This is a genomic window from Cellulomonas sp. SLBN-39, assembly GCF_006715865.1.
Lineage (GTDB): Bacteria > Actinomycetota > Actinomycetes > Actinomycetales > Cellulomonadaceae > Cellulomonas.
Window position 1 is genome coordinate 803904 of sequence record NZ_VFOA01000001.1, and the last position, 24246, is coordinate 828149.

At 75.9% G+C, this 24246-nt stretch carries 23 protein-coding genes and 1 tRNA gene; 11 read left to right on the forward strand and 13 right to left on the reverse strand.

Annotated features, from left to right (window positions below; translation table 11 throughout):
• Positions 1 to 55: 55 nt before the first annotated feature.
• The 3 genes from FBY24_RS03565 to FBY24_RS03575 all read left to right on the forward strand — a co-directional run bounded on the left by FBY24_RS03565 (position 56) and on the right by FBY24_RS03575 (position 2328).
• Positions 56 to 727 carry a response regulator transcription factor gene (locus FBY24_RS03565; protein WP_142158130.1) on the forward strand — a complete coding sequence of 224 codons (672 nt, stop codon included), beginning with the start codon at positions 56 to 58 and terminating at the stop codon, positions 725 to 727.
• A gap of 150 nt (positions 728 to 877) precedes the next feature.
• On the forward strand, positions 878 to 1786 hold the full coding sequence (locus tag FBY24_RS03570; RefSeq protein ID WP_142158132.1) for a hypothetical protein: 909 nt from the start codon (positions 878 to 880) through the stop codon (positions 1784 to 1786).
• 50 nt (positions 1787 to 1836) lie between these two features.
• Positions 1837 to 2328 (forward strand): heme-degrading domain-containing protein, encoded by a 492-nt coding sequence (locus FBY24_RS03575; protein ID WP_142158134.1) that lies wholly within the window; start codon positions 1837 to 1839, stop codon positions 2326 to 2328.
• A 50-nt stretch (positions 2329 to 2378) separates the two neighbouring features.
• On the opposite strand, the gene FBY24_RS03580 is transcribed toward FBY24_RS03575, so the two are convergent.
• From FBY24_RS03580 to FBY24_RS03595, 4 genes are all read right to left on the reverse strand, one after another.
• A tRNA-Thr gene (locus FBY24_RS03580) sits at positions 2379 to 2452 on the reverse strand.
• A gap of 80 nt (positions 2453 to 2532) precedes the next feature.
• A complete protein-coding gene (locus FBY24_RS03585) occupies positions 2533 to 3441 on the reverse strand; it encodes a thioredoxin domain-containing protein (protein WP_142158137.1) in 909 nt (302 codons plus the stop codon).
• A gap of 37 nt (positions 3442 to 3478) precedes the next feature.
• On the reverse strand, positions 3479 to 3982 hold the full coding sequence (locus tag FBY24_RS03590; RefSeq protein ID WP_142158139.1) for a hypothetical protein: 504 nt from the start codon (positions 3980 to 3982) through the stop codon (positions 3479 to 3481).
• Between the two features lie 51 nt (positions 3983 to 4033).
• The gene (locus FBY24_RS03595; RefSeq protein ID WP_142158141.1) at positions 4034 to 5800 is read right to left on the reverse strand and encodes a serine/threonine-protein kinase; all 1767 of its coding nucleotides are present in this window, start codon (positions 5798 to 5800) and stop codon (positions 4034 to 4036) included.
• A gap of 110 nt (positions 5801 to 5910) precedes the next feature.
• On the opposite strand from FBY24_RS03595, the gene FBY24_RS03600 reads away from it, so the two are divergent.
• The 5 genes from FBY24_RS03600 to FBY24_RS03620 all read left to right on the forward strand — a co-directional run bounded on the left by FBY24_RS03600 (position 5911) and on the right by FBY24_RS03620 (position 12603).
• A complete protein-coding gene (locus tag FBY24_RS03600) occupies positions 5911 to 7344 on the forward strand; it encodes a trehalose-6-phosphate synthase (RefSeq protein ID WP_142158143.1) in 1434 nt (477 codons plus the stop codon).
• Entirely contained in the window at positions 7341 to 8138 is a 798-nt protein-coding gene (otsB, locus tag FBY24_RS03605) for a trehalose-phosphatase (RefSeq protein WP_142158145.1), read from the forward strand. Before FBY24_RS03600 ends, otsB begins: the two co-directional genes overlap by 4 nt.
• 205 nt (positions 8139 to 8343) lie before the next feature.
• Positions 8344 to 9471 (forward strand): ABC transporter ATP-binding protein, encoded by a 1128-nt coding sequence (locus tag FBY24_RS03610; protein WP_142158146.1) that lies wholly within the window; start codon positions 8344 to 8346, stop codon positions 9469 to 9471.
• Between the two features lie 146 nt (positions 9472 to 9617).
• Positions 9618 to 10895 carry a DUF4032 domain-containing protein gene (locus tag FBY24_RS03615; RefSeq protein WP_142158148.1) on the forward strand — a complete coding sequence of 426 codons (1278 nt, stop codon included), beginning with the start codon at positions 9618 to 9620 and terminating at the stop codon, positions 10893 to 10895.
• A 124-nt stretch (positions 10896 to 11019) separates the two neighbouring features.
• Positions 11020 to 12603 (forward strand): methyl-accepting chemotaxis protein, encoded by a 1584-nt coding sequence (locus FBY24_RS03620; RefSeq protein WP_142158150.1) that lies wholly within the window; start codon positions 11020 to 11022, stop codon positions 12601 to 12603.
• Between the two features lie 86 nt (positions 12604 to 12689).
• Here the strand turns inward: FBY24_RS03620 and rlmB are convergent, their stop codons facing one another.
• The 4 genes from rlmB to FBY24_RS03640 are packed head-to-tail and all read right to left on the reverse strand — an operon-like array spanning position 12690 to position 17101.
• The gene (gene rlmB / locus FBY24_RS03625) at positions 12690 to 13691 is read right to left on the reverse strand and encodes a 23S rRNA (guanosine(2251)-2'-O)-methyltransferase RlmB (protein ID WP_142158152.1); all 1002 of its coding nucleotides are present in this window, start codon (positions 13689 to 13691) and stop codon (positions 12690 to 12692) included.
• On the reverse strand, positions 13691 to 15133 hold the full coding sequence (gene cysS, locus FBY24_RS03630) for a cysteine--tRNA ligase (protein ID WP_142158154.1): 1443 nt from the start codon (positions 15131 to 15133) through the stop codon (positions 13691 to 13693). Before cysS ends, rlmB begins: the two co-directional genes overlap by 1 nt.
• Before the next feature lie 40 nt (positions 15134 to 15173).
• Complete coding sequence (locus FBY24_RS03635) at positions 15174 to 16388, reverse strand: alanine racemase (RefSeq protein ID WP_142158157.1); 1215 nt, start codon at positions 16386 to 16388, stop codon at positions 15174 to 15176.
• Between the two features lie 2 nt (positions 16389 to 16390).
• Complete coding sequence (locus FBY24_RS03640) at positions 16391 to 17101, reverse strand: TetR/AcrR family transcriptional regulator (protein WP_142158159.1); 711 nt, start codon at positions 17099 to 17101, stop codon at positions 16391 to 16393.
• A 142-nt stretch (positions 17102 to 17243) separates the two neighbouring features.
• Here FBY24_RS03640 and FBY24_RS03645 point away from each other — a divergent pair, with 142 nt between their 5' ends.
• Complete coding sequence (locus FBY24_RS03645; protein WP_174243462.1) at positions 17244 to 18575, forward strand: D-arabinono-1,4-lactone oxidase; 1332 nt, start codon at positions 17244 to 17246, stop codon at positions 18573 to 18575.
• Between the two features lie 120 nt (positions 18576 to 18695).
• Positions 18696 to 19637, forward strand: a complete 942-nt coding sequence (locus FBY24_RS03650) for an NADP-dependent oxidoreductase (protein ID WP_142158161.1) — start codon at positions 18696 to 18698, stop codon at positions 19635 to 19637.
• Between the two features lie 30 nt (positions 19638 to 19667).
• Here FBY24_RS03650 and FBY24_RS03655 read toward each other — a convergent pair whose 3' ends face one another.
• Both FBY24_RS03655 and FBY24_RS03660 read right to left on the reverse strand, forming a co-directional pair.
• On the reverse strand, positions 19668 to 19889 hold the full coding sequence (locus FBY24_RS03655; RefSeq protein ID WP_142158163.1) for a hypothetical protein: 222 nt from the start codon (positions 19887 to 19889) through the stop codon (positions 19668 to 19670).
• Between the two features lie 131 nt (positions 19890 to 20020).
• Entirely contained in the window at positions 20021 to 20953 is a 933-nt protein-coding gene (locus FBY24_RS03660) for a LysR family transcriptional regulator (RefSeq protein WP_142158165.1), read from the reverse strand.
• A 73-nt stretch (positions 20954 to 21026) separates the two neighbouring features.
• Here FBY24_RS03660 and FBY24_RS03665 point away from each other — a divergent pair, with 73 nt between their 5' ends.
• Positions 21027 to 22010: an EamA family transporter gene (locus tag FBY24_RS03665; RefSeq protein ID WP_142158167.1), complete on the forward strand. Its 984-nt coding sequence runs from the start codon at positions 21027 to 21029 to the stop codon at positions 22008 to 22010.
• Here the strand turns inward: FBY24_RS03665 and ispF are convergent.
• The 3 genes from ispF to FBY24_RS03680 form a co-directional block, all read right to left on the reverse strand.
• Positions 21994 to 22524 carry a 2-C-methyl-D-erythritol 2,4-cyclodiphosphate synthase gene (ispF, locus tag FBY24_RS03670; RefSeq protein WP_142158169.1) on the reverse strand — a complete coding sequence of 177 codons (531 nt, stop codon included), beginning with the start codon at positions 22522 to 22524 and terminating at the stop codon, positions 21994 to 21996. The two genes, FBY24_RS03665 and ispF, sit on opposite strands and share 17 nt — an antisense overlap.
• Positions 22524 to 23282 carry a 2-C-methyl-D-erythritol 4-phosphate cytidylyltransferase gene (gene ispD / locus FBY24_RS03675; RefSeq protein WP_142158171.1) on the reverse strand — a complete coding sequence of 253 codons (759 nt, stop codon included), beginning with the start codon at positions 23280 to 23282 and terminating at the stop codon, positions 22524 to 22526. The genes ispF and ispD overlap by 1 nt, the downstream gene beginning before the upstream one ends.
• Positions 23283 to 23358: 76 nt before the next feature.
• The gene (locus FBY24_RS03680; RefSeq protein WP_135973343.1) at positions 23359 to 23841 is read right to left on the reverse strand and encodes a CarD family transcriptional regulator; all 483 of its coding nucleotides are present in this window, start codon (positions 23839 to 23841) and stop codon (positions 23359 to 23361) included.
• Positions 23842 to 24246 lie beyond the last annotated feature (405 nt).

Here is a 24246-nt window from a genome sequence, read left to right on the forward strand (position 1 = left end):
ATCCGCGGGCATGTCGCTCCTGGTCCGGCCCGCCCTCGCGACCATACTGGGGACCATGACTGCGGCCACCTCCCCGCCGCTGCGTGTCGCCCTCGTCGAGGACCAGCCCCTCTTCCTGACGATGCTCCAGCGTGTCCTCGACGACGCGCCGGGGCTGCACGTGGTGGCCACCGCCCGCTCGCACGCGGAGGCGTCCCGGGTGCTGCGGCCCGGGCTCGCGCAGGTCGTGGTGCTCGACATCGACCTGCCCGACGGCAACGGGATCTCCCTGGGCGTGCGGCTGCGACGCGCGCAGCCCGACCTGGGGGTGCTCCTGCTGTCCGCGCACGACGCGATGGACCTGCTGCTCGACCTGCCGCCGGACGTCGCGCACGGCTGGTGCTACCTGTCGAAGACCAGCTCGACCAGCGAGGAGTCCCTCGTCGGCGCGATCCGGGCGGCGGCGCGGGGCGAGACGGTGCTCGACCCGGCGCTGCTGGACCGCATGACCCCGCGGGCGGGGTCGAGCGTCGCCCAGCTGACGCAGCGGCAGTACGAGGTGCTGCGCCTGCTCGCCGAGGGGCTGTCGAACGCGGGCATCGGCGAGCGCATGGGCATCACGGAGAAGTCCGTGCAGAACCACGTGCACGCCGTCTACGCGACGCTCGGCATCGACGCCGACCCCGTGCGCAACCCGCGGGTGAGCGCGGCGCTGCGGCTGCTGGAGGAGACCGGCCCGGCCTCCTGAGGCACCCCGTCCGGCGGCACGCCGGGCAGGCGCCCGGACGGGGGACGCGGGTCCGCCGTCCGGGTGGACGTGTCCGTTCCGTCCGGCTGCGCCCGGATCCGCGTGCGACCCTGGGTGCCGAGCACCCGTGCCGGCACGCGAGGAGGACCCGTGGTCTACACCCTGTCGTCCCCCACCGCGCTGGCCGTCGACGCGGCCTGCCACCCGCACGCCCGTGAGCTCCTGCCGATGCTGCGCACGGCCTTCGCCCTCGACGACGCGGCCCGCGTGGCGCTGACCGCGGCGGCCGCGGAGCAGCCCGTCGAGGAGCGCGCGGTCGCCTGGGGCGTCGTCGAGCTGCTCGGGGCGGGGCAGGGCACGACGTTCGACGTGCTGCGGGCCGCGGGCGAGGGCGCTCCCCTGCCGCCGCCGCCCGTGCTGGCCCGCACCCGCCTGGGCGCGGCCCGCGACGTGGCCCGCCTCCTGCTGCTGGAGACCGGCCCCTGGCCCACGGGCGTCACCGCTGCGGTCCCCGGCCTGGGGCGGCACCCCGCGGGTGCGGTCGCGCTCGCCGCCGCGGCGGTCGGGCGGTGGGCCGGGCCGGACCTGCCCGACGAGCACGCCACGACCCTCGCCGCCCCCTGGCAGGCCGTCACCTGCCCCGGGGACTCGCCCGCGGGCGCGGCGCCGGACGACGAGGACGGTGCCGACCAGGTCCTCGGCGACCGGGCCACCGCCGTGCACGACGCGCTGGACGCCCTGCGCGGCGCCCGCGTCACGGACCTGGCCCGCATCGGCTGGCCCGCCAACGCGTGGGTGCGCGCCATGCACGAGGCCGCGTGGACGGCCTTCGCCCGGGGACGCCTGCACGCCCAGGTGGTCGCCGTCCTGGACGCGACGACCGTCGTGGTCGACCGCGCCGCCGCCGACGCCGGGCACGGGCCCGAGGGGACCGGCGACCCCGTGACGGTGCGGTCCGCGCTGCGCACCGCGCACGCCCTGGTCGTCGGAGCCCTCATGGGCGACGCCCTCGACCCGGACGCCCGCGACTGCCTGCGCCTGTCGGACGCCGGGCTCTGACCACCGCCCCCACGTACGCTGCCGGGACACCCACGACGACGGGAGACCCGGTGCCTGACCACGACGAGCTCGACGCGCTCATCGCCCGCCTGGAGGCGGAGGAGGCCGAGCTCGTGCTCGACCGCTTCACCGACGACGACGCCTGGACCCTCGGCACCTGGCTGCGCACCGCCGCCGTCGAGCGCGGCCTGTCCGTGACGATCGACGTGCAGCGCGGCGAGCACCGCCTGTTCCACGCCGCCCTGCCCGGCACGTCCGCCGACAACGACGCGTGGATCGAGCGCAAGACGCGCCTGGTCCGACGCCTCGGCCACCCGTCCTACCTCGTCGGGCGCCGCCTGGCCCGCTCCGGCACGAGCCTGGCCGACCTGGGCATGGACCCGTACCTGTTCGTCGCCGCGGGCGGCTGCGTGCCCGTGGTGGTCCGTGGCGTCGGCATGGTCGCCACCGTCACGGTCTCGGGCCTGCCCCAGGCGCAGGACCACGCCCTCGTGGTCGAGGCCCTGCACGCCCTGCGGGACGCGGTCACCGCCGCGCGCTGAGCCGCCGCGCGTCCCGCCGGTCGACCGGCGGGACGTGCGGCCCGCGTCGGAGCCCCCTGTCGGATTCGAACCGACGACCTGCTGTTTACAAGACAGCTGCTCTGGCCAGCTGAGCTAAGGAGGCGAGGCGCCCAGCGTACCGACGCGGGGCGCGCGCGGGTGCCGCCCGGTCACCGGGCGGCACCCGCGTCGGGTGCTGCGGCGTCAGCCCTGCGCGGCGACGGCCTCCTCGATCGCGGCCGTCAGCGGGCCGGTCGAGTAGAGGTCGCCCTCCCACTTGGTGCCGTCGATCAGCACGGTCGGGGTGCCGAGGGAGCCGCCGAGCTCGGTGCTGGCCTGGGCCGTGGCGGCGGCGACGAACGGGGCGAACGTGCGCCAGGTGCCCGTCTGCTCGCCGTCGGCGGTCTCGTAGGTGCCCTCGACGGTCGTCGTGAAGCCCTCGGTGACGGACTCCGGGACGCCGACCTCGACCGCGACGTCGGCGATCTCGGCGTCGCTCAGGCCGGTGGTGCCCTCCTCGGGCTGGTTCTCGTAGAGGGCGGTGAGGAACGCGACCGCGTTGTCGGGGTCCTCGTCGGCGACGACCGCGAACGCGTTGGCGGCACGGGTCGAGTACGCCGCACCCTTGGAGGTCCCGTCGAGGAACGACAGCGGCTTGTAGAGGACGGTCACGCCCTCCTCCGCGGACAGCCGCTCGAGCTCGGCTCCGTTCGCCGCGTCGAACTGGCCGCAGTAGGGGCACATGAAGTCGAAGTAGACGGAGACGACGACGTCGTCCTCGCCCGCCGTGCCGATGCCGGCGGCGGAGACGGGGATGCCGCCGGTCTCGTCGGCGACGGACGGGGACGTGACGTCCGCGAGCGCGGGCGCGGTCACCTCGGCGTCGGCGGAGCCGTAGACGACGTCGCCGTACATGGCGGCGGTCTCCTGGCCCTGCCGGACCACGCCGACGACCACGGCGACGAGGGCGACCACGGCGACGGCGAGGCCGCTGATGGCGACGATCCGGTTGCGCCGGGCGCGGCGCTCCTGCTCCTGCTTGAGGGCGAGGGCCTTGGCTCGGGCCTCCTCGCGGCGCTGGTTCTTGGTGGGACGGGGGTCGGTGCTGGGCACGGGTGCTCCTGGGTGGTGGGTCCGGGTGGTCGGGTGGTCAGACCACCGCGGGCGGACCCCGGCGCGGTCGCACGAGCACGAGGCCCCGGTCGTGGCGCACCCGCACGCGCGGGGCGGGCGGGGCGGGGCGGGCGGGGACGACGAGGGGCCCGGGGGTGCTCGTGCGCACCGGCAGGCCGGTGCGGAGCAGGGCGCGGGCGGCGCGCAGGGCCCGGCGCACCCAGGCCCCGAGGCCGAGGCCGGTGCCGGCGAGCAGCACGTGCGCGAGGAGCACGGGGACGACGACGCCGAGCACGACGACGGCGCCGCGCGACACGTCGCCCAGCGCCCAGGCGCCGTCGGGGCAGTCGGCCCCGGACTCCAGCACCGCGAGGCGGACGCCGGCCAGCGCGAGCGGCCCGTCCGCGCGCACGCAGTGGTGCAGGACCACGCGGCCCTGCGCCGACAGCGCGATCCCGGCGGCGAGCGCGGCCACGGGGGCGAGCAGCAGGAGCAGACGGGCGCGCGCGAGCACCCCGGCGGGTGTCCTCGGCGCGCGCACGAGGCCACCCTAGGCGCTCGGCCTGGGAGGCGGCAGGGCCTTGCGGTCCGCCTACGGGCTGGGCAGGCGCGGTGCGGTGTACGGGTCCCAGGTGGTGGCCGTGCCCTGCTCCAGGTGGGCGACGAGCACGGCGGCGGCGGCGAGCGCGAGGATCACCACGACCGCGGCGCCCGGCCGGCCGGGGGCGACGAGCGCGAGGGTGCGGCGCGCACCGGTGCGGGTCATGCGGGAGAGGGGCCCGAACCACAGCACGAGCACGCCGAGCAGCACGGTGGCGCCGACGAGGAGCTGCGCGGTCAGGCCGGTGGGCTCGTCGCCGAGCTCGACGCCGTCGGGCTGCCACGTGCCGGAGCCGATCAGCCACCAGACGACGCCGAGCACGATGACGACGACGCTGGCGGCGACGACGAGCGAGGGCACTAGCCCCACGAGGGAGCGCAGCAGGTACCAGGGCGAGCTCGCGACGGCGATCGGCACGTCCGAGCCGCGCACCCCGCGCCGCTCGCGGCGGTCGTGCATGGCCTCGACGGTCGTCCCGACGGTGCGGGCGAGCACGACGAGCACGAGCACGACGGCGAGCGTCACGACCGGTGCGAGGGCCCCGGCGCCGAGGACCACGAGCGCGAGCGCGAGCAGGCCGCCCCAGCGGCGGGCGGCGGCGGGGCGCTCGTACCCGGAGCCGTCGGGCTGCTCGGGCTCCGAGGCGTCGAGGTCGTCGGAGATCCAGTCCACGCGGTCGGGGTCGACGGGGTCGTGCTGCGCGGTCGCGTCGTCGTCCCACACCTCGGTCGGCGCCTCGTCGACGGCGGGCGGGACGGGCGGCGGGACCGACGCGGGCATGACGGGCACGGCCACGGTGTGCCCGTCGTTGGCCGCGGGCGGCGCGGGCACGGACGGCGCGGGTGCGGGGGCGTCGGCACCGGGCGCGGCGAGCGCCTCGGTGGGGGCGGCCGGGGGCGGCGGTGCGGGCACGGCGACGGTCGCGACGTCGTCGGGCGGCAGGTCGCCCTCGGCGGCGACGGCGGTCAGCGCGGCGACGACGTCGGCGGGGTCGGTGCGGTCGGCGGGGTCGGGGCGCAGCGCCCCGCTGATCGCGGCAGCCGTCAGCGGGCCCACGCCCGCGAGGTCGACGTCACCGGCGCGGGCCCGGGTGAGCACGGTCTCGAGGGGGCGGGAGCCGAACGGGTCGCGGCCGCTCGCGGCGAACGCGAGCAGCGCCGCCCAGCCCCACATGTCGGTGGTGGGCCCGGGCTCGCCGCCGTCGAGCATCTCGGGGGCGAGGTACCCGGGGGTGCCCATGACCAGGCCGGTCGAGGTGAGGTCGGCGTCGTCGTCGACGCCCTGCGCCAGCCCGAAGTCGATGAGCACGGGGCCGTGGTCGGTGAGCAGCACGTTCGAGGGCTTGAGGTCGCGGTGCACGACCCCGGCGGCGTGCACCGCGTCGAGCGCGTCGCGCAGGCCGGAGGCGAGCTCCAGCAGGGCGTCGGCGTCGAGGGGGCCGTCGTCGCGGACCCGCTCGGCCAGGGTGGGCCCGGCGACGAGCTCGGTGACGAGGAACGCCTCGGTGGAGTCGGCCTCGGCGTCGAGGACCGCGGCGACGGCGGGGTGCCGCAGCTTCTGCAGCGCCTGCACCTCCCGCATCAGGCGGGCCCGCGCCGCGGCGTCGGAGCCCACGTGGGGGTGCAGCAGCTTGAGCGCGACGACCGTGCCGCCGCCGTCGGTGGCGCGGTAGACCGTGCCCATGCCGCCCGAGCCGAGCGGGGCCACGACGGTGTACCCCCCGACCTCGGTCCCCGGTTCCAGGCCGATCCGCTCCATGCCCCGAACCGTATCCGGCGGTGACCTGCCGCACAGCGCAGCGACACCCAGGGCGGGGTGCGGCACCTGCGGCTAGGGTCGTGACCAGCCATCCGAGGAGTTGATCCACCGTGCCCGAGCAGGTGCCGACCGACGGCCAGGACCTGGTCGTCGTCGCCAACCGCCTCCCCGTCGACGTGAGCGTCGGCGAGGACGGCCAGACCACGTGGACCCGGTCCCCGGGCGGTCTGGTGACCGCCCTGGCCCCCGTCATGGCCCAGGCCGACGGCGCCTGGGTGGGCTGGGGCGGCTCGCCCGGGCTCGAGCTGGAGCCCTTCGACGTCGACGGGACCCGGCTGGTGCCGGTGATGCTCACGTCCGACGAGGTGGAGCGGTACTACGAGGGCTTCTCCAACGACTCCCTGTGGCCGCTTTACCACGACGTCATCGCCCCACCGACCTTCCACCGGCAGTGGTGGGACGCGTACCAGCGCGTGAACCGGCGGTTCGCGCAGGCCGCGGCGTCGCAGGCCGCGTACGGGGCCACCGTCTGGGTGCACGACTACCAGCTGCAGCTCGTGCCGGCGTTCCTGCGCGAGCTGCGGCCCGACCTGCGGATCGGGTACTTCCACCACATCCCGTTCCCCCCGCTGGAGATCTTCGCCCAGCTGCCGTGGCGGCGGCAGGTCGTCGAGGGGCTGCTGGGTGCGGACCTCGTGGGCTTCCAGCGCGGCGGGGACGCGTCGAACTTCGTGCGCGTCGTGCGCCGGTTCACCGACCTGACCACGCGCGGGCAGGTCGTGACGATCGGCGAGGGCACCGACGCGCAGCGGCACGTGCGCGCGGCGGCGTTCCCCATCTCGATCGACTCGACCGCCTTCGACACCCTGGCCCGCACCCCGGCCGTGCAGCAGCGCGCCATGGAGATCCGCAAGGAGCTCGGCGACCCGGAGGTCCTGCTGCTCGGCGTCGACCGGCTCGACTACACCAAGGGCATCCGGCACCGCATCAAGGCGTACGGCGAGCTCCTCGAGGACGGGCGGCTGTCGCCCACCACGACGACGCTCGTGCAGGTCGCCAGCCCCAGCCGGGAGAACGTCGGCGCGTACCAGCAGCTGCGCGACGAGGTCGAGCTCCTCGTGGGCCGCATCAACGGCGACTACGGCCAGGTCGGGCACGCGCCCGTGCAGTACCTGCACCAGTCGTTCCCGATGGAGGAGATGGCGGCCCTGTACCTCGCGGCCGACGTCATGCTCGTCACGGCGCTGCGCGACGGCATGAACCTCGTCGCCAAGGAGTACGTCGCGGCCCGCTCGGACGACCGCGGGGCCCTCGTGCTCAGCGAGTTCACCGGCGCCGCCGACGAGCTGCAGGGCGCGATCCTCGTCAACCCGCACGACATCGCCGGCACCAAGGACGCGATCACGTACGCCGCGCACCTGGACCCCCGCGAGTCCCGCAAGCGCATGCGCCGCCTGCGCCGCCGCGTGCTCTCGCACGACGTGCGCGCGTGGTCCGAGCAGTTCCTCGCGGTGCTGGCCGCCGTCCCGAGGAGCGGCGAGTGAGCGCCGAGCAGCGCGACGCCCGCGCGCTGACCGAGCGGCTGCACGCCCTCGCGGCCGACCCCGGCGCGCACCCGCTGCTCGTCGCGCTGGACTTCGACGGCACCCTCGCGCCGCTTCAGGACGACCCGTCGGCCTCGCGCATCCTGCCCGCCGGCGTCGACGCCCTGGCCACGCTCGCCGGGCGCACCGGCCTGGAGCTGGCGCTGGTGTCGGGCCGGTCGATGGCCGACCTGCAGGCCCTCGCTCAGGTGCCCGCGGGCACGTTCCTCATCGGCAGCCACGGCGCCGAGCGTGCCCGCGTGACGACCTTCGGCCTGGACCGCGACGTCGTCGAGCTCACGCACGCGCAGGCCGACCGGCTCGCGGCCCTGGGCGCCCGGGCCGCCGCCGTGGCCCGCGGCCGCGACGGGGTGTGGGTCGAGACCAAGCCCACGGCCGTCGTCGTGCACACCCGCCTCGCCGAGCCCGACGTCGGCGCCGAGGCCGAGGCGCAGGCCCTGGCGCTGGGCACCGAGCTGGGCTGCGGCACGCTGCACGGCAAGGACGTCGTCGAGCTCACGGTGCTGCCCGCCGACAAGGGCACGGCCCTGCAGGCGCTGCGCGGCGAGCTCGGCGCACCCGTGGTGCTCTACGCGGGCGACGACGTCACCGACGAGCACGCGTTCGCCGCGCTCGGCGCCACCGACGTCACGGTCAAGGTGGGCGCCGGGCCGACCGCGGCCGCGTACCGCGTCGGGTCCCCCGACGAGGTCGTCGCGGTCCTCGCCGACCTCGCCGCCACCTGGGGACGGTGACCTCCCCGGGCACCACGGTCCCGCCGGGTGGCAGGGTGATCTGTGCCATACTGACCACGACCGAGAGGGGACTCCCCGGAGCCCGCTCTCGATCCGTGTCAGCGGAGACACAGGGCTCGAGCACGGTCCCTCCACCGACCGTGCGTTGACACTCTTCACGACGGATCGTCCGGCACGTACCTGCCGGTGAAGGGATTGATCGCTCATGGCCACGGTCACTTTCGACCACGCGACCCGGGTGTACCCGGGCACCGAGCGTCCCGCGGTGGACGCCCTCAACCTCCACATCGAGGACGGCGAGTTCCTCGTCCTCGTCGGCCCCTCGGGCTGCGGCAAGTCGACCTCGCTGCGCATGCTCGCCGGCCTGGAGGACGTCAACGCCGGCCGCATCCTCATCGGCGACCGCGACGTCACGGACGTCCAGCCGAAGGACCGCGACATCGCGATGGTCTTCCAGAACTACGCGCTGTACCCGCACATGACGGTCGCGGACAACATGGGCTTCGCCCTGAAGATCGCCGGCACGCCGAAGGCGGAGATCCGCCAGCGCGTCGAGGAGGCGGCCAAGATCCTCGACCTGTCGCAGTACCTCGACCGCAAGCCCAAGGCCCTGTCCGGCGGCCAGCGCCAGCGCGTCGCCATGGGCCGCGCGATCGTGCGTCAGCCGCAGGTGTTCCTCATGGACGAGCCGCTGTCGAACCTCGACGCCAAGCTCCGCGTGCAGACGCGTACGCAGATCGCCTCGCTGCAGCGCCGCCTCGGCGTCACCACGGTCTACGTCACGCACGACCAGACCGAGGCCCTGACGATGGGCGACCGCATCGCGGTCCTCAAGGACGGCATCCTCCAGCAGGTCGGCACGCCGCGGGACATGTACGACACGCCCGCCAACGTGTTCGTCGCCGGCTTCATCGGCTCCCCGGCCATGAACATCGGCACCTTCGCGGTGTCCGAGGGTGCCGCGGCCGTCGGCCGCTCGCGGATGGCGCTGCCCCGCGACGTCGTCGCAGGCCTCACCGAGGACGACAAGGGCCACATCACGGTCGGCTTCCGGCCCGAGTCGCTCGACGTCGTGCCCGCCGGCACGCCCGACTCGTTCCCGGTCGTCGTGAACATCGTCGAGGAGCTCGGCTCCGACGCGTTCGTCTACGGCGAGCTCACCAACGAGTTCGGCCAGGCCGCCGAGGTCCACTCCGGCGCCGGCGACGCGCAGGTCATCGTGCGCGTCGACCCCCGCCAGGTCCCCGGCAAGGGCGAGACGATCCACGTCCGCATCCGCCCCAACGAGCAGCACCTGTTCCACGCCGGCTCGGGCGAGCGCATCCCCGCCTGACGCACCGGTACGACCACGCACGAGGCGGGTCCGGGGTCATCCCGGGCCCGCCTCGTCGTCTGCCCGCCGGGCCCCCGCGGACCCGCACGGTGGCTCCGCGGAGGCCCGGCGCGCAGGTCCTACGGCCGACCTGAGAGGATCGACGCATGAGCGGCACGGCACAGCGCCTCCAGATCACGGCGGCCAACCCCGACCCGGCGCTCCTCGACCTCCCGTGGCACGTGCCGCTGGAGGACTGGCCGGCCGAGACGCTCGCGGCGCTGCCGCGGGGCATCTCCCGGCACGTGGTGCGGTTCGCCCGCATGTCGGGGCGTGTGGTGGCCATCAAGGAGATCGGCGAGACCGTCGCGTACCGCGAGTACGAGCTGCTGCGGCAGCTGCGCAAGCTCGAGGTCCCGAGCGTCGAGCCGGTCGGCGTCATCACGGGACGCCGGTCCCCCGAGGGCGAGCCCCTCGAGGCGGTGCTCATCACGCAGCACCTGCAGTTCTCGCTGCCGTACCGCGCCCTGTTCAGCCAGTCGCTGCGGCCGGACACCGCGACCCGCCTCATCGACGCCCTCGCGGTCCTGCTGGTCCGGCTGCACCTGGGCGGCTTCTACTGGGGCGACGTGTCGTTGTCGAACACGCTGTTCCGCCGCGACGCGGAGACGTTCGCCGCCTACCTCGTCGACGCCGAGACGGGCGACCTGCACGACCGGCTGACGGACGGGCAGCGCTCGTACGACCTCGAGGTCGCCCGGGTCAACATCATCGGCGAGCTCATGGACCTGCAGGCCGGGGAGTTCCTCGACGAGGACGAGGACGCCGTCGCGATCGGCGACGCCCTCGCGGCCCGGTACGGCGAGCTGTGGCGTGCCCTGACCGAGACGGAGTCCTTCGGGTTCGGCGAGCGGTGGCGCGTGCAGGCCCGCATCGACCGGCTCAACGACCTGGGTTTCGACGTCGGCGAGCTCGACATCCTCACCGACCTCGACGGCACGACCGTGCGCATCCAGCCGAAGGTCGTCGACGCCGGGCACCACTCGCGCCGGCTCATGCGCCTCACGGGCCTGGACGTGGGCGAGAACCAGGCCCGCCGGCTGCTCAACGACCTCGACGAGTTCCGGGCCACGACGGACCGGCAGGCCGAGGACGAGGCGTTCGTCGCGCACGACTGGCTGACCGACGTGTTCGAGCCCGCGGTGCGGGCGGTGCCCCGGGACCTGCGCCGCAAGCTCGAGCCCGCGCAGGTGTACCACGAGCTCCTCGACCACCGGTGGTACATGTCGCAGCAGCAGCACCGCGACGTGCCGATGGTCGAGGTCGCGCGCAGCTACGTGCAGGACATCCTGCCGACCCGACCCGACGAGCAGGCCGTGCTCGGCACGCGCCCGGAGGACCTGCGCGACGACGACGGGTACGACCCGGACCAGATGATCGGCTGACCGCAGGGCACCTGGACGGTCGTTCACCCGGTGCGCGGTTCACCCGCGGGTGACGGTGGCCGATGGGAGGGACGCAGGGGCGTCGACCGGCGTCCCCGTGCGATCCCGTGGAGGTCCTCCCGCCATGCCTGCCCCCCGTCGTCGGTTCGCCGACCTGTCCCTCCTGGTGCGCATCGGGCTGGCGTTCGCCGTGACGCTGGCCGCGCTCGTCGCCGTGTCGGCCGTGGGCGTCAACCGCCTCGGCGCGCTGGCGTCGGAGATCGAGGCCCTCGAGGAGAACGCGGTCACCCCGCAGACCTACCTGCAGAACACGCAGCGGTGGTTCCAGGCGAGCCGGGCGCGCGTGCTCGAGTACGGCATGGTCCTCGAGGAGGACCGCGCCGGTATCGACGAGGAGCGCGCCGGGTTCGACGCGCAGGCGATGGAGAACATCACCGCCTACGAGCCGTACGTGCTCGACGAGGCCGCGTACACGGCCCTGCTCGACGCGGTGGCCCGGTACCAGGACGCGTCGACCGCGATCCAGCCGACCGTCGAGGACGGGGCGATCGCCTACCACGACGCGTACGTCGAGCAGGTGCGACCCATCACCAGCGAGGTGTCCGACGCCCTGCAGGCGCTCATCGACTCGGTGTCCGCCGACGCGACCGCCCGCGTGGCCGCCGACAAGGCGACCGTCGCGGAGGCGACCGTCACGACCGTCGTCGTCGGGCTGGCGGGCGCCGGCCTGGCCGCCATCATCATCACCGTGGTCATGCGCCGCACGCGCCGCGACCTCGCGCTGGTCCGCCGGACCGCCGGTGCCATGCGCGACCGTGACCTGACGGTCGACGTGCCGATCGACACGCGCGACGAGCTCGGCCTGCTGGCGGCCGACCTCAACAGCGCGCAGGCCTCGCTGCGGGAGGCGATCTCGGGCGTGGTCTCGACGTCGCAGACCGTCGCGGCCGCCGCCGAGGAGCTCTCCGCGTCGTCGTCGCAGGTCGCGGCCGGCTCGGAGGAGACGTCGGTCCAGGCCGGTGTGGTGGCCGCGGCCGCGGAGCAGGTCAGCCGCAACGTGCAGGCCGTGGCCGCGGGTGCGGAGGAGATGGGCGCGTCGATCCGCGAGATCGCGCAGAACGCGACCGAGGCGACCCGCGTCGCCCAGTCGGCGACGGCTGCCGCGGAGACCGCCAACGAGTCGGTGGCGCGCCTGGGCACGTCGTCCGCGGAGATCGGCAACGTGGTCAAGCTCATCACGTCGATCGCCGAGCAGACGAACCTGCTGGCCCTCAACGCGACCATCGAGGCCGCCCGCGCCGGCGAGGCAGGCAAGGGCTTCGCGGTCGTCGCCGGGGAGGTCAAGGAGCTCGCGCAGGAGACCGCCAAGGCGACCGAGGACATCGCGCAGCGGGTCGAGGCGATCCAGCACGACACCACCGGTGCCGTCGGCGCGATCGGGGAGATCGGCACGATCATCGCCTCGATCAACGACTACCAGCTCACCATCGCCTCCGCGGTGGAGGAGCAGACCGCCACCACGAACGAGATGTCCCGCTCCGTCGCGGAGGCCGCGACCGGATCCGGCGAGATCGCCACGAACATCGTGGGCGTCGCCACCGCCTCCCAGACGTCCTCGCACGTGCTGGGGCAGATGGGCGCCGCGGTCAACGAGCTCGCCCAGATGTCGGAGGACCTGCGGGCCCGCGTCTCGGAGTTCCGCTTCTGAGCGGCGTCCGCCCGACCTGACAGCACGACGCCCGCCACCGGACCGGTGGCGGGCGTCGTGCGTCGGTGCTCCGCGTGCGTCGGCGCTCAGGCCGTGCGCTGCCGGGCGACCTCGTAGAGCGCGATGCCGGCCGCGACGCCGGCGTTGAGGGACTCCACGGCGGCGGCGATGGGGATCGAGGCGATCGCGTCGCACCGCTCGCGCACGAGCCGCGAGAGCCCCTTGCCCTCGGAGCCGACGACGATGACCAGGGGGTCGCCCGCGTACGGCAGCTCGCCGAGCGGCACGTCGCCACCGGCGTCGAGCCCGACGACGAACATGCCGGCCTGCTGGTACTCCCCGAGGGTGCGCGCCAGGTTCGTCGCCCGCGCGACCGGCACCCGGGCCGCGGCACCCGCGGAGACCTTCCACGCCGCGGCCGTGACGCCCGCCGCGCGCCGCTCGGGAACGAGCACCCCGTGCGCGCCGAACGCCCCGGCGGACCGCAGCACGGCGCCGAGGTTGCGCGGGTCGGTGACGCCGTCGAGGGCGACGACGAGCGGCGGCACGTCGGCCGCGTGGGCCGCGTCGAGCAGGTCGTCGGGCTCCGCGTACGCGTAGGGCGGCACCTGGATCGCGACGCCCTGGTGCACGGAGCCGTCCGTGAGGCGGTCGATCTCCGCGCGGCCGACCTCGAGCAGCGGGTAGCCGGCGTCCGCGGCGAGGCTGATGATCTCGCGCGTGCGGTCGTCGGCCTCCAGGCGGGCCGCCAGGTACACGGTCGAGACGGGGATGCCGGCGCGCAGCGCCTCGAGCACCGAGTTGCGCCCGCTGACGATCTCGTGGGTCGCGCTCGTGCGCCCGCCCCGCGAGCCGGCCGCGCTGCGCGACGCCCCCGCCGACGGCCGGCCCGAGCCGCCGGGGCGGGCCGCGACGCGCTCGGCGGCGATCTTCTTCTTGTGCGCCACGTGGTACGGGCGGTCCTCGGCCTTGGGGGTCGGCCCCTTGCCCTCGAGGGCCCGGCGGCCGTTGCCGCCGGTGCCGACGCGGGCACCCTTCTTCGAACCCGGGTTGCGGGTCGCCCCGCGCCGCTGGGAGTTGCCGGCCATCAGTCCTCCGTGCCGTCGGTGGTGGGCGCCGCCAGGGTCCAGCGGGCGCCCGTCGGGGAGTCCTCGACCACGACGCCGGCCGCCGTGAGGCGGTCCCGGATCGCGTCGGCGGTGGACCAGTCCCGGGAGGCGCGCGCGGCGGCGCGCGCCTCGATCTCGGCCTGCACGAGGGCGGCGAGCGCCCGCGCGGTGCGGTCGTCCCCGTCCGTACCGGCCCACTGCTCGCTCGTCGGGTCGAGCCCGAGCACGTCGAGCATCGCACGGACGGCGACCATCGCGCCGCGCGCGGCGGTGTCGTCGCCCGCGGCGAGCGCGCTGTTGCCCGCGCGCAGGGTCTCGTGCACGACCGCGAGCGCGGCCGGCACGTTGAGGTCGTCGTCCATCGCGGCGGCGAAGGCCGCGGGCAGCGCGACCGTGGCGACCTCGTCGGGCGTCGCGGCACCGGTGCGCTCGGCGGCGCGCTGCACGAAGCCCGCGAGCCGCTCCCAGGTCGCCTCGGACTCGCGGAGGGTGTCCTCGGTCCACTCGAGCATGGAGCGGTACTGCACGGCGGTCAGGGCGTACCGCAGCACGACGGGGCGGACCTTCTCGAGCACGGCGGTGACGAGCAGCCCGTTGCCGAGCGACTTGCTCATCTTGGCCCCGCCCTGCGTGACCCAGCCGTTGTGCAGCCAGTACCGGGCGAACCCGTACCCGGCGGCGCGGGACTGGGCCTGCTCGTTCTCGTGGTGCGGGAAGCGCAGGTCGAGCCCGCCGCCGTGGATGTCGAACTCCTCGCCGAGGTACCGGTGCGCCATCGCGGAGCACTCGAGGTGCCAGCCGGGACGGCCGCGGCCGAAGGGCGTGTCCCAGGCGGCCGTGGCGGGCTCGCCGGGCTTGGCGGCCTTCCAGAGCGCGAAGTCGTGCGGGTCGCGCTTGTCGCCGGGGTGCGCGTCGTCGGGGGCGTCGACCATGGCCTCGACGCGCTGGTTGGTCAGCGAGCCGTACGCGGGCCAGGAGCCGACGTCGAAGTACACGTCGCCGGGGCCCGCGACGTACGCGTGGCCGCGCTCGACGAGGCGCTCCATGAGCTCGACCATCGCGGGCACGTGCCCCGTCGCGCGAGGCTCGTAGGTGGGGGGCAGCACGCCGAGCGCGTCGTAGGCGGCCGTGAAGGCCCGCTCGTGCGTCATGGCCCACGCCCACCACGGCTCGCCCGCGGCGGCGGCCTTGGCGAGGATCTTGTCGTCCACGTCCGTCACGTTGCGCACGAGCGTGACCTGCGTGCCGCCGCGACGCAGCCAGCGCACCAGCACGTCGAACGCGATCACGGGGCGCAGGTGGCCGACGTGCGGGGGTGCCTGGACGGTGGCGCCGCACAGGTACACGCCGACGCGCCCCTCGTGGAGGGGGACGAAGTCGCGCACCGTCTGGGTGCCGCTGTCGAACAGCCGCAGGGTCACCGGCCCAGGCTACCGGGGCGCCGGGGCCCGCCCGGACGTGTCAGCCGATGCCGACGCCCTCGCCGCGGTACGTGGGGACGGTGGCCTCGACGCGGTCGCCCCGCACGAGGTGCACGTGGTCGACGTGCTCCATGACCTCGCCGGCCTTGGCGTGCCGGAACCAGACGCGGTCGCCGACGCGCAGGTCGGCGCCCGTGGGCACGCGCAGCGGGGTCTGGACCTCGCCGGCGCCCTCCCGGCCGGCCAGGCGCAGGCCGGCGGGCGCGACGGGTCGGGGCAGGCGGCTGCGGGCCGCCGGGCCGGACGCCACCCAGCCGCCGCCGGTCACGGTCGCCCACCCCGGACCGGGCACGCGGACGACGTCGAGGCCGACGAACGCGGCGGGGCGGGGCGTGAAGGCCCGGTAGTCGTCGAAGAGCGTGGGGGCGAGCAGCCCGGAGCCGGCGGTGACCTCGGTGACCCGGGCCGCCGGCGCGCTGGTCTCGAGCGAGCCCGTGCCGCCGGAGTTCACGAGCGGCAGGGCCCGGCCCAGCTCCTGCTCGACGGCGTCGACGACGTCGCGGCGCCGGTGCGCGAGCTCGGCGACCGAGGCGCGCTTGACGAGGCGCACGAGGGGGTCGGTGTCGGGCATCCCGGCGACCTGGGCCTCGTAGAGCATGACGCCGCGCACCGCCAGCCCGTCACGGGCCGTGAGGGCGCGCACGAGCGCGACCGCGTCGGCGGGCGTGCGCACGGGTGAGCGGCGCACGCCCAGGTGCAGCGCCAGCGGGCCGCGTCCGACCCGCAGCGAGGCGTCGACGTCGAGGCAGACGCCCAGCGTCCCGCCGTGCCGCCGCGCGGCGTCGGCGAGCGGGGCGGCCTGGGCGTCGTCGTCGACCATGAACGTCACGGCGGACGCGGCGGCGGGCGAGGACGCGACCGCGGCGATGCCCGCCCGGTCGACGGTCGGGTAGCCGAGCAGGACGTCGTCGACGCCGTGGTCGACGAGGTGGCGGGCCTCGGCGGGCGAGTAGGCCATGACGCCCGCGGTGCCGGGGTGCGCGAGCGCCCGGTCCAGGAGGGCCCGCACGCGCACCGACTTCGTGGCGACGCGCACGGGCACGCCGCCCGCACGCCGCACGAGGTCGTCCGCGTTGGCGTCGAACGCGTCGAGGTCGACGACGACGAGCGGTGCGGCGAGGCCGGCCGTGGCGGCACCGAGCCGCGCGCCGAGGGTCCCGGCGGCTGCCGGGCGGCGTGCGGCGTCGGCGCCCACGCTCACACGAGGGCCGGCCGGTCCCCCGCCTCGTCGTCCGCGTCGGGCACGGCGACCAGGTGGTGGCCGGCCGCCGGCTCGGCCGCGGGCGTCCCGCTCTCGCCCGGGGCCGTGCTGCCGGCGGGCGCCGTCTGGGACGCGAGGAACTGCGCGAACAGGTGCAGGCCGTCGAGGGCCGCCTCCTCGTCGTCGTCCACGAGCCAGGCGAGCGAGAACCCGTCGATGGCGGCGATGATCGACCGGGCGAGGCGTTCGCGCGGCGCCGTCCAGACGATGCCGGCGGCCTGCTCGATCTCGCTGAGGAACAGGTCGGCGGCCCCCCAGCTCAGCCGGTACTGCTCGGCCCCGACCTGCTTGAGCTCGGCGTGCCGCAACGAGACCGTGGTGAGCTCGTAGGTGAGCAGCTGCGGCCCCCGGGTGCTGCGGATGTTGTGCCACAGCGTCTCGACGACGCGGCGCATGAGGACGCCGACGTCGTTGGAGTCGGGCATCTCCGCCACGCCGCGGACCATGTTGCGCTCGGTGATGGTGTGGGCCATCGCGCGCAGCAGCTCGTCCTTGTCCTGGAAGCAGTAGTGCACGACCCCCAGCGACACGCCTGCCTCGGCAGCCACGGCACGCACGGTGGCGGCTTCGATCCCGTCGCGCGTGGCGACGGTCAGTGCTGCCTCGACGAGCTGCTCACGGCGTTCGGCCACCGGCAGTCGGTTCACGGGCCCCTCCTTGCGACGAACGGCGACGCGTACCCCCCCGGCCGCGTGCTCGGTGGACATCATCTCATCTGTCGTCATGACATTGGTCAAGTCGTTCGAACACTTGACCTGGACAACCGACCACGTCGATCCTGGCATCGCGATGGTCCGTCCGGCTGCCACGACGACGTGGGAGAACTGGGCACGCACGGCGTGCGCCGCTCCCGTCAGGGTCGTGCGCCCGCGCGACGAGGACGAGGTCGTCGCGGCCGTCCTGGCCGCACGGCGCGACGGTCTGCGGGTGCGGGTGGTCGGCGCCGGGCACTCCTTCACACCCGCCGCCGCGACCGACGGCGTCCTGCTCCGGCTCGACGCGCTGCGCGCCGTGGAGCGCGTGCGCACCCGCCCCGACGGCACCGCGCGGGTGACCGTCGGCGCCGGCGTCCGGCTGCGCGAGCTCAACGCGACGCTCGCGGCCCGCGGCCTGGCCATGCCCAACCTCGGCGACATCGACCACCAGAGCCTGGCGGGTGCCGTGAGCACCGGCACGCACGGCACCGGCGGCCGGCTGCCCGGCCTCGCGGCCCAGGTCGTCGGCGCACGGCTGGTCACGGCGCGCGGCGACCTGGTCGACGTCGACGCCGGCACCGACCGGGGGCTGCTCGAGCTCGCGCGCCTCGGCCTGGGCACCGCGGGCGTCCTCGTGGCGCTGACCGTCGAGGTGGTCCCCGCGTTCCGCCTGCTGGCGACCGAGCGCCCGGCCCGCCTGCCCGCGGTGCTCGAGAGCCTCCAGGAGGACGTCGACGCCCACGACCACCTGGAGTTCTACTGGTTCCCGCACACCGACCGCGCGCTGGTCAAGGTCGACGACCGCGCGCCCGACGACGTCGACCTGCCGCTGCCGCGCCTGCGCCGCCTCGTCGACGACGAGCTGCTCGCCAACGGCGCGTTCGGGCTCGTCTGCGCCGTCGCCGGGGCGCGTCCCTCGCTCGCACCCCGGCTCAACGCCGTCGCCGCGCGCGGGCTCGCCGCCCGCCGGTACACCGCCCGCTCCGACCGCGTCCTCGTCTCGCCCCGCCGCGTCCGGTTCCGCGAGGCCGAGCACGCCGTGCCCCGCGAGCACGTCGCCGACGTCGTGCGGGAGGTCGACGCCTGGGTCCGCCGCACCGGGGAGCCGGTGCCGTTCCCGGTGGAGGTGCGCTTCGCGGCCGCCGACGACGTGTGGCTCTCGACCGCCCACGGCCGCCCGACCGCGTACGTCGCGGTGCACCAGAACGTCCGGCTGCCGCACACCCGGTACTTCGACGCCGTCGAGCGGATCGTCGCCGAGGTCGGCGGCCGGCCGCACTGGGGCAAGCTCCATGGCCTCGACGCGGCCCGGCTGGCACCGCTGTACCCCCGGTTCGCCGACGCCGTCGCGGTGCGGCGGCGCGTCGACCCGGACGGGCTGTTCGCCAACCCCTACGTGGACCGCGTCCTGGGCCCGGTGGCCTGAGACACCGCCGCCGGCGGGCCGCCGCGGCACGCAGCAGGTCCCACGACGGTGCGGATCTCCGCCTTTCGGGTGACCGCCGCACCCGTGGCGCGCCGGCCCCGACCGGTCCAGGGTGGCGGGGTGCCGCACAGGAGCAGGGCCGTCGTCGCGCACGCGCCGGGAGGGCCCGAGGTGCTGCGGGTCGTCGAGGTGGACGTGCCGGACCCGGGGCCCGACGAGGTGCTCGTCGAGGTGCACGCCGCGGGCGTCGGCCACGGCGACCTGGACGCCCACCGACCCGGCCCGGGCCCCGGCGGGACCGTGCGCCTCGGCGTGGAGGTCGCGGGCGTCGTGCGGGCCGTGGGGTCCGCGGTCCGGTGGTTCTCCACCGGCGACGAGGTCGTCGCCTGGCCCGTCGTCGGTGGCTGCGCCGACCTCGTCGTGGCCCCCGAGCGGGTGCTGGTGCGCCGCCCGCCGGGCCTGCCGGCGCCCGCCGCGGCGGGTCTGCTGGCCGCGGGTGCGGCAGCGCTGCACGCCGTCGACGTGACCGGCGTCGGCGCGCACGACGTGGTGCTCGTGCACGGCGGGTCGGGCGGCGTGGGACGCATGGCCGTCCAGCTGTGCGCGCTGCGCGGCGCTCGCGTCGTGACGACGGTCTCGCCGCAGCACGTGACGTGCCTCGACCGGTACGGCGCCGTCCCGATCCCCTCCGGGCCGGGCCTGCTCGACCGGGTCCGGGCCGCCGCGGCCCCCGACGACCGCGTCGACGTGGCGATCGACACCACGGGCACCGTCGAGGCGCTGGACGCCTCGGTCGCCCTCGTCGCGGACCGCACCCGCGTCGTCACCTTCCCGGCCTCCGCAGGCGCCGCCGCGCTGGGGGTGCGCGCCCTCGGGCCGGACGCGGGGCGCGGGGCGGGCCTGCAGGAGGCCGCGCGGGCTCACCTGTCGGCGCTCGCCGCGGACGGGGCGCTGGACGTGCACGTCGCCGCGACGTTCCCGCTCGCCGACGTCGCCGACGCCCACCGGCTCCTGGGCACGCGCCGCGCCGGCGGGAAGGTCGTCCTGCTCACCGGCCCCTGAGCCCCGGCGGGCGGGCCGGTGCGGGCCGGGTCAGCGCCGGCCGGGGATCGGCGGCTCGCCGCCGGCCGGGGGGCTCACGACGTCGACGGGGCGCTGGTGCTCGTCGACGGTGCGCAGGCCACGGACCGTGGCCTCGAGCGTCTCGAACGACACCCGCACCCGCGGTCGCACCGGCAGCACGGCGCGACGCTGCGGGAGTCCGTCGGCGCGGACCTCCACGTCCGCGTCACCGCGCACGGTCGAGCTCGTCATGCGCACACCACCCACCGGAGTCACGTCGTCGGACGGTACCGGGGATTCGTCCGGTTTGCGAGGAGAGTCCCCTGCCGGATCAGCCGTGGCCCACGATCACGCGGGTCGGGGCGGCGGCGCCGTGGGGATCGTCACGCACGGCGGCCTGCGCCCTCCGGGCCCGCGGCACCGATCCCCGCCGCGTGCGCCGCCAGCTCGTCGACGACCGTGCGCACGACGAGGCGCTCGGCGCGGTCGGCACGCACCAGGGCGTCGATGCGCCGCCCGGCGCGCACCCCGACGAGCGGCAGCAGCCGCAGCCGCACGCCGTCCGCCGCCCGGGTCGTCCACCGCGGCAGCAGGCTGACCCCGTGACCGGCCTCCACGAGCGCCTCGGCCACGTGGAAGTCGTTGATGCGGTGCACGACCGTGGGTGCGGCGCCCGTGCCCGCCGCGACGGCAGCCAGCACCGTCGCCACCGGGAACCCCTCCCGCACGGCGATCCACCGCGCGTCGGCCAGGTCGGCCGGCGCCACGTGGTCGCGGTCCGCGAGCGGGTGGTCCAGCGGCACGGCGACGTCCAGCGGCTCGCGCAGCAGCGGCACCACCCGTACGCCCGGGCCCCAGTCGTGGCTGCGGTCGGGGCGGTGCGCGACCACCACGTCGATCCGGTCCGTCAGCGCCGCGAACGCGTCCTGCGCGACGTCCTCGTCGACGCACCGGACCTCGACCCCGTCGAGCCGTGCCACCCGGGTCAGCAGGCCCGGGAGGAGCATCTGCGCGCCGCTCGCGAACGCCGAGACGGTCACCGTGCCCTGCGGGCGGGCGGCGAACGCGTCGCAGGCCGCCCGGGCCCGCTCGAGGGCGACCGCCACGTCCAGGGCGGCGTCGGCGAGCGCGTCGCCCGCGGGGGTCAGCCGCAGGCCGCGTCCCACCCGCTGCGTCAGGGGCACACCCACCTCGCGCTGCAGGACCGCGATCTGCTGGGACACTGCGGACGGCGTCAGGTGCCGCACGGCGGCGGCGGCGGTGACCCCGCCGTGGGTGCGCACCGCGCGCAGCGTCGCCAACGCCTGCGGATCCATGCAGCGACGCTACACGGACGATGCAGCACTGTGCGATGGTGCTGCATCGTCGCGCTGCCGCAGACTGCCAGGCATGCCGCTGACCCACCGCCTGCTCGCTCTCGTCGTCGCGGTGACGTGGGGCCTGAACTTCCTCGCGATCCACGCGACGCTCGCGCAGATGCCGCCCTTCCTGGCGGGCTCGGTGCGGTTCGCCGTCATCGCCGTCCCCACCCTGCTCCTCGTGCCCCGCCCGGCCGTCGCCTGGCGCTGGCTGCTCGGGTACGGGCTCGGGTTCGGCGTGCTGCAGTTCGCGTTCCTCTACCTGGCCATGGACAGCGGCATGCCCACGGGTCTCGCGTCGCTCGTGCTGCAGTCGTCCGCGCCGTTCACCGTGCTGCTCGCCGCGGTCCTGCTGCGCGAGCGCCTGACCGGCCGGCAGGGGCTCGGCGTCGCGGTGGCCGTCGCCGGGCTGGCGGGCATCGCGGTGCACCGCGCGCAGCTCGACGGCGGCGCCACCCTGCTGCCGGTGCTGCTCACGCTGTGCGGCGGGCTGGGCTGGGCCCTGGGCAACCTCGCCAACCGGCAGGCCCGCCCCGACTCCTCGTTCCGGCTCATGCTCTGGATGTCGGTCGTGCCGCCGCTGCCCATGCTCGCGCTGTCCCTCGTCGTCGAGGGGCCCGGGCGCATCGCCGACGCGTTCACCGGGCTCACCAGCCCCACGGGGCTGCTCGCGCTCGCCGGGCTGGCCTACACCGTGCTGGTCGCCACCCTCGTCGGCACGGGCGTGTGGACGTGGCTCATGGCGCGCCACCCGTCCAGCGTCGTGGCGCCGTTCTCGATGCTCGTGCCCGTCGTCGGCATCGGGGCGTCGTGGCTCGTGCTGCGCGAGCCCACCGAGCCGGTCGAGCTGGCCCTGGGTGCGCTGGTCGTGGGCGGCGTCCTGCTGGGCAGCAGCCGCCCCCGGTCCCGCACGACGCCCCCGGCGCCCGGGGCTCCGTCCGCTCCCCCGCCGGCCGACCCGGCGACCGGGCGCCCTCTCGACGGGCCTGCCGTCGCGGTCAGCCCGCTGCGCTGACGCCGTCCGCCGCGCCCGGCGGGACCGCCGGACCGGTCGCCACGAGGAGCGCCGTGGCGACCGCCGCGACGCCCTCGCCACGGCCCGTCAGTCCCAGCCCGTCCGTCGTGGTGCCCGAGACGGAGACCGGGGCCCCCACGGCCGCGGAGAGGGCCTCCTGCGCCTCCGCCCGGCGCGTGCCGACCTTGGGCCGGTTGCCCACCACCTGCACGGCCACGTTGCCGACCGAGAAGCCCGCGGCCCGCACGAGCCGGGCCGCCTCCGCGAGGATCGCCGTGCCCGCCGCCCCCGCCCAGCGCGGGTCCGACGTGCCGAACTGCGCACCGAGGTCGCCCAGGCCCGCCGCGGACAGCAGCGCGTCGGCCGCGGCGTGCGCGGCGACGTCCGCGTCGGAGTGCCCCGCGAGCGGGCGCTCGCCCGGCCACGCCAGGCCGGCCACGTGCAGCACCGCCCCCGGCGCCGGGTCGGGGTCGAAGGCGTGCACGTCCACGCCGATGCCGGTCCGCACGTCCATCAGGCCTCCTCGTCGGCACGGGCGCCCGACCGGGCGCCGTGCAGCAGCTCCGCGACCGCGACGTCCCGCGGCGTGGTGATCTTGGCGGCGGCCTCCTCGCCGGCGACGACCCACACGGCCGCGCCCGCGTCCTCGACGAGCCCCGCGTCGTCGGACGCCGCCGTGGCCTCGTCGCCCGCGCGCCCGGCCCCGTCGGCGTGGGCGCGCACGAGGACGTCGCGGCGGAAGCCCTGCGGCGTCTGCACGGCTCGCAGCTGCGCCCGGGGCACCGTCTCGACCACCGGCCACCCCGCGTCGCCGTGCGGGTCCCCCACGCGCTTGACCGTGTCGACCACCGCGAGCCCCGGGACGACCGCGTCGTGCCCGGCGCGCACGGCGTCGATCACGCGCGCCACGAGACCGGCGGTCGCGAACGCGCGCGCGGCGTCGTGCACGAGGACCACGTCGACGTCGTCGCCGAGCGCCGCGAGGCCCGCCGCCACGGACTCCTGCCGCGTGCGCCCGCCGACCACCACGTCGACACGCGCGTCGCCCGTGCCGACCACCTGCAGCGCCCGCAGGAGGTCCGCCCGGTGCTGCGCGGGAGCCGTGACCACGAGGTGCACGACCCGGGAGCCGTCCGCGCCGCGCGCCGCGAGCAGCGCGCGGGCGGCGTGGACGACCAGCGGCGCCCCGGCGACGGGCACGAGGGCCTTCGGCAGGGCGTGCCCGAGGCGGGACCCGCTGCCCGCGGCGGTCAGGACGGCGGCGACGCTCATCGGTGCTCGGGTGCCCCTCGGGTGGTGTCCGGACATGACGACGGCCCGGGTCGCCCCGGGCCGTCGGTCAGGTGTGTCAGGAGGCGAGGACCTCGTCGAGGATGGCCTCGGCCTTGTCCTCCTCGGTGTGCTCGGCCAGCGCGAGCTCCGAGACGAGGATCTGACGGGCCTTCGCCAGCATGCGCTTCTCGCCGGCGGAGAGCCCGCGGTCGGCGTCGCGGCGCGACAGGTCGCGCACGACCTCGGCGACCTTGATGACGTCGCCCGACTGGAGCTTCTCGAGGTTCGCCTTGTAGCGGCGCGACCAGTTGGTGGGCTCCTCGGTGTACGGCGCCCGGAGGACCTCGAACACGCGGTCCAGACCCTCCTGGCCGACGACGTCGCGGACACCCACGAGATCGACGTTCTCCGCCGGGACCTCGATGGTGAGGTCACCGTGCGCGACCTTGAGCTTGAGGTAGATCTTGTCCTCGCCCCGGATGGTCCTCGTCTTGATCTCTTCGATCTTGGCTGCACCGTGGTGCGGGTAGACGACGGTCTCCCCAACAGTGAAAGTCATCTGCAGGTGTCCCCTTTCGCAGACGACTATGCTAACACGCTCCCATCGGGCCGAACCGGGCCAGACCCCCGCAGAACCGCATCAACACGCTGGTCAGCGCGCCCGGGTGCCACCCGCTCAGCCGTCGGCGGACCCCCTCCGGGCAGCCTTCCGGCCCGCGACGGTCACCCGGACGGGTGTACCGACGACCCGTCCGACGCCTCGTCCGACGCCCGGCCCGGGGCGCCCGACGACTCCCCGCCGCCCCCGTCCGGGCCGCCTGCGGCACATCGCGCGACCCGGGACCCACGTCCCGTACGGACGCACCGAGGACGTGCACGGGGCCGGTACTGTGGGGACGGCGTGCGGTGCGTCGTCGACGTCGCCGCGCACCGGCTGGACACCGTCGAAGACACCGGCACCGCA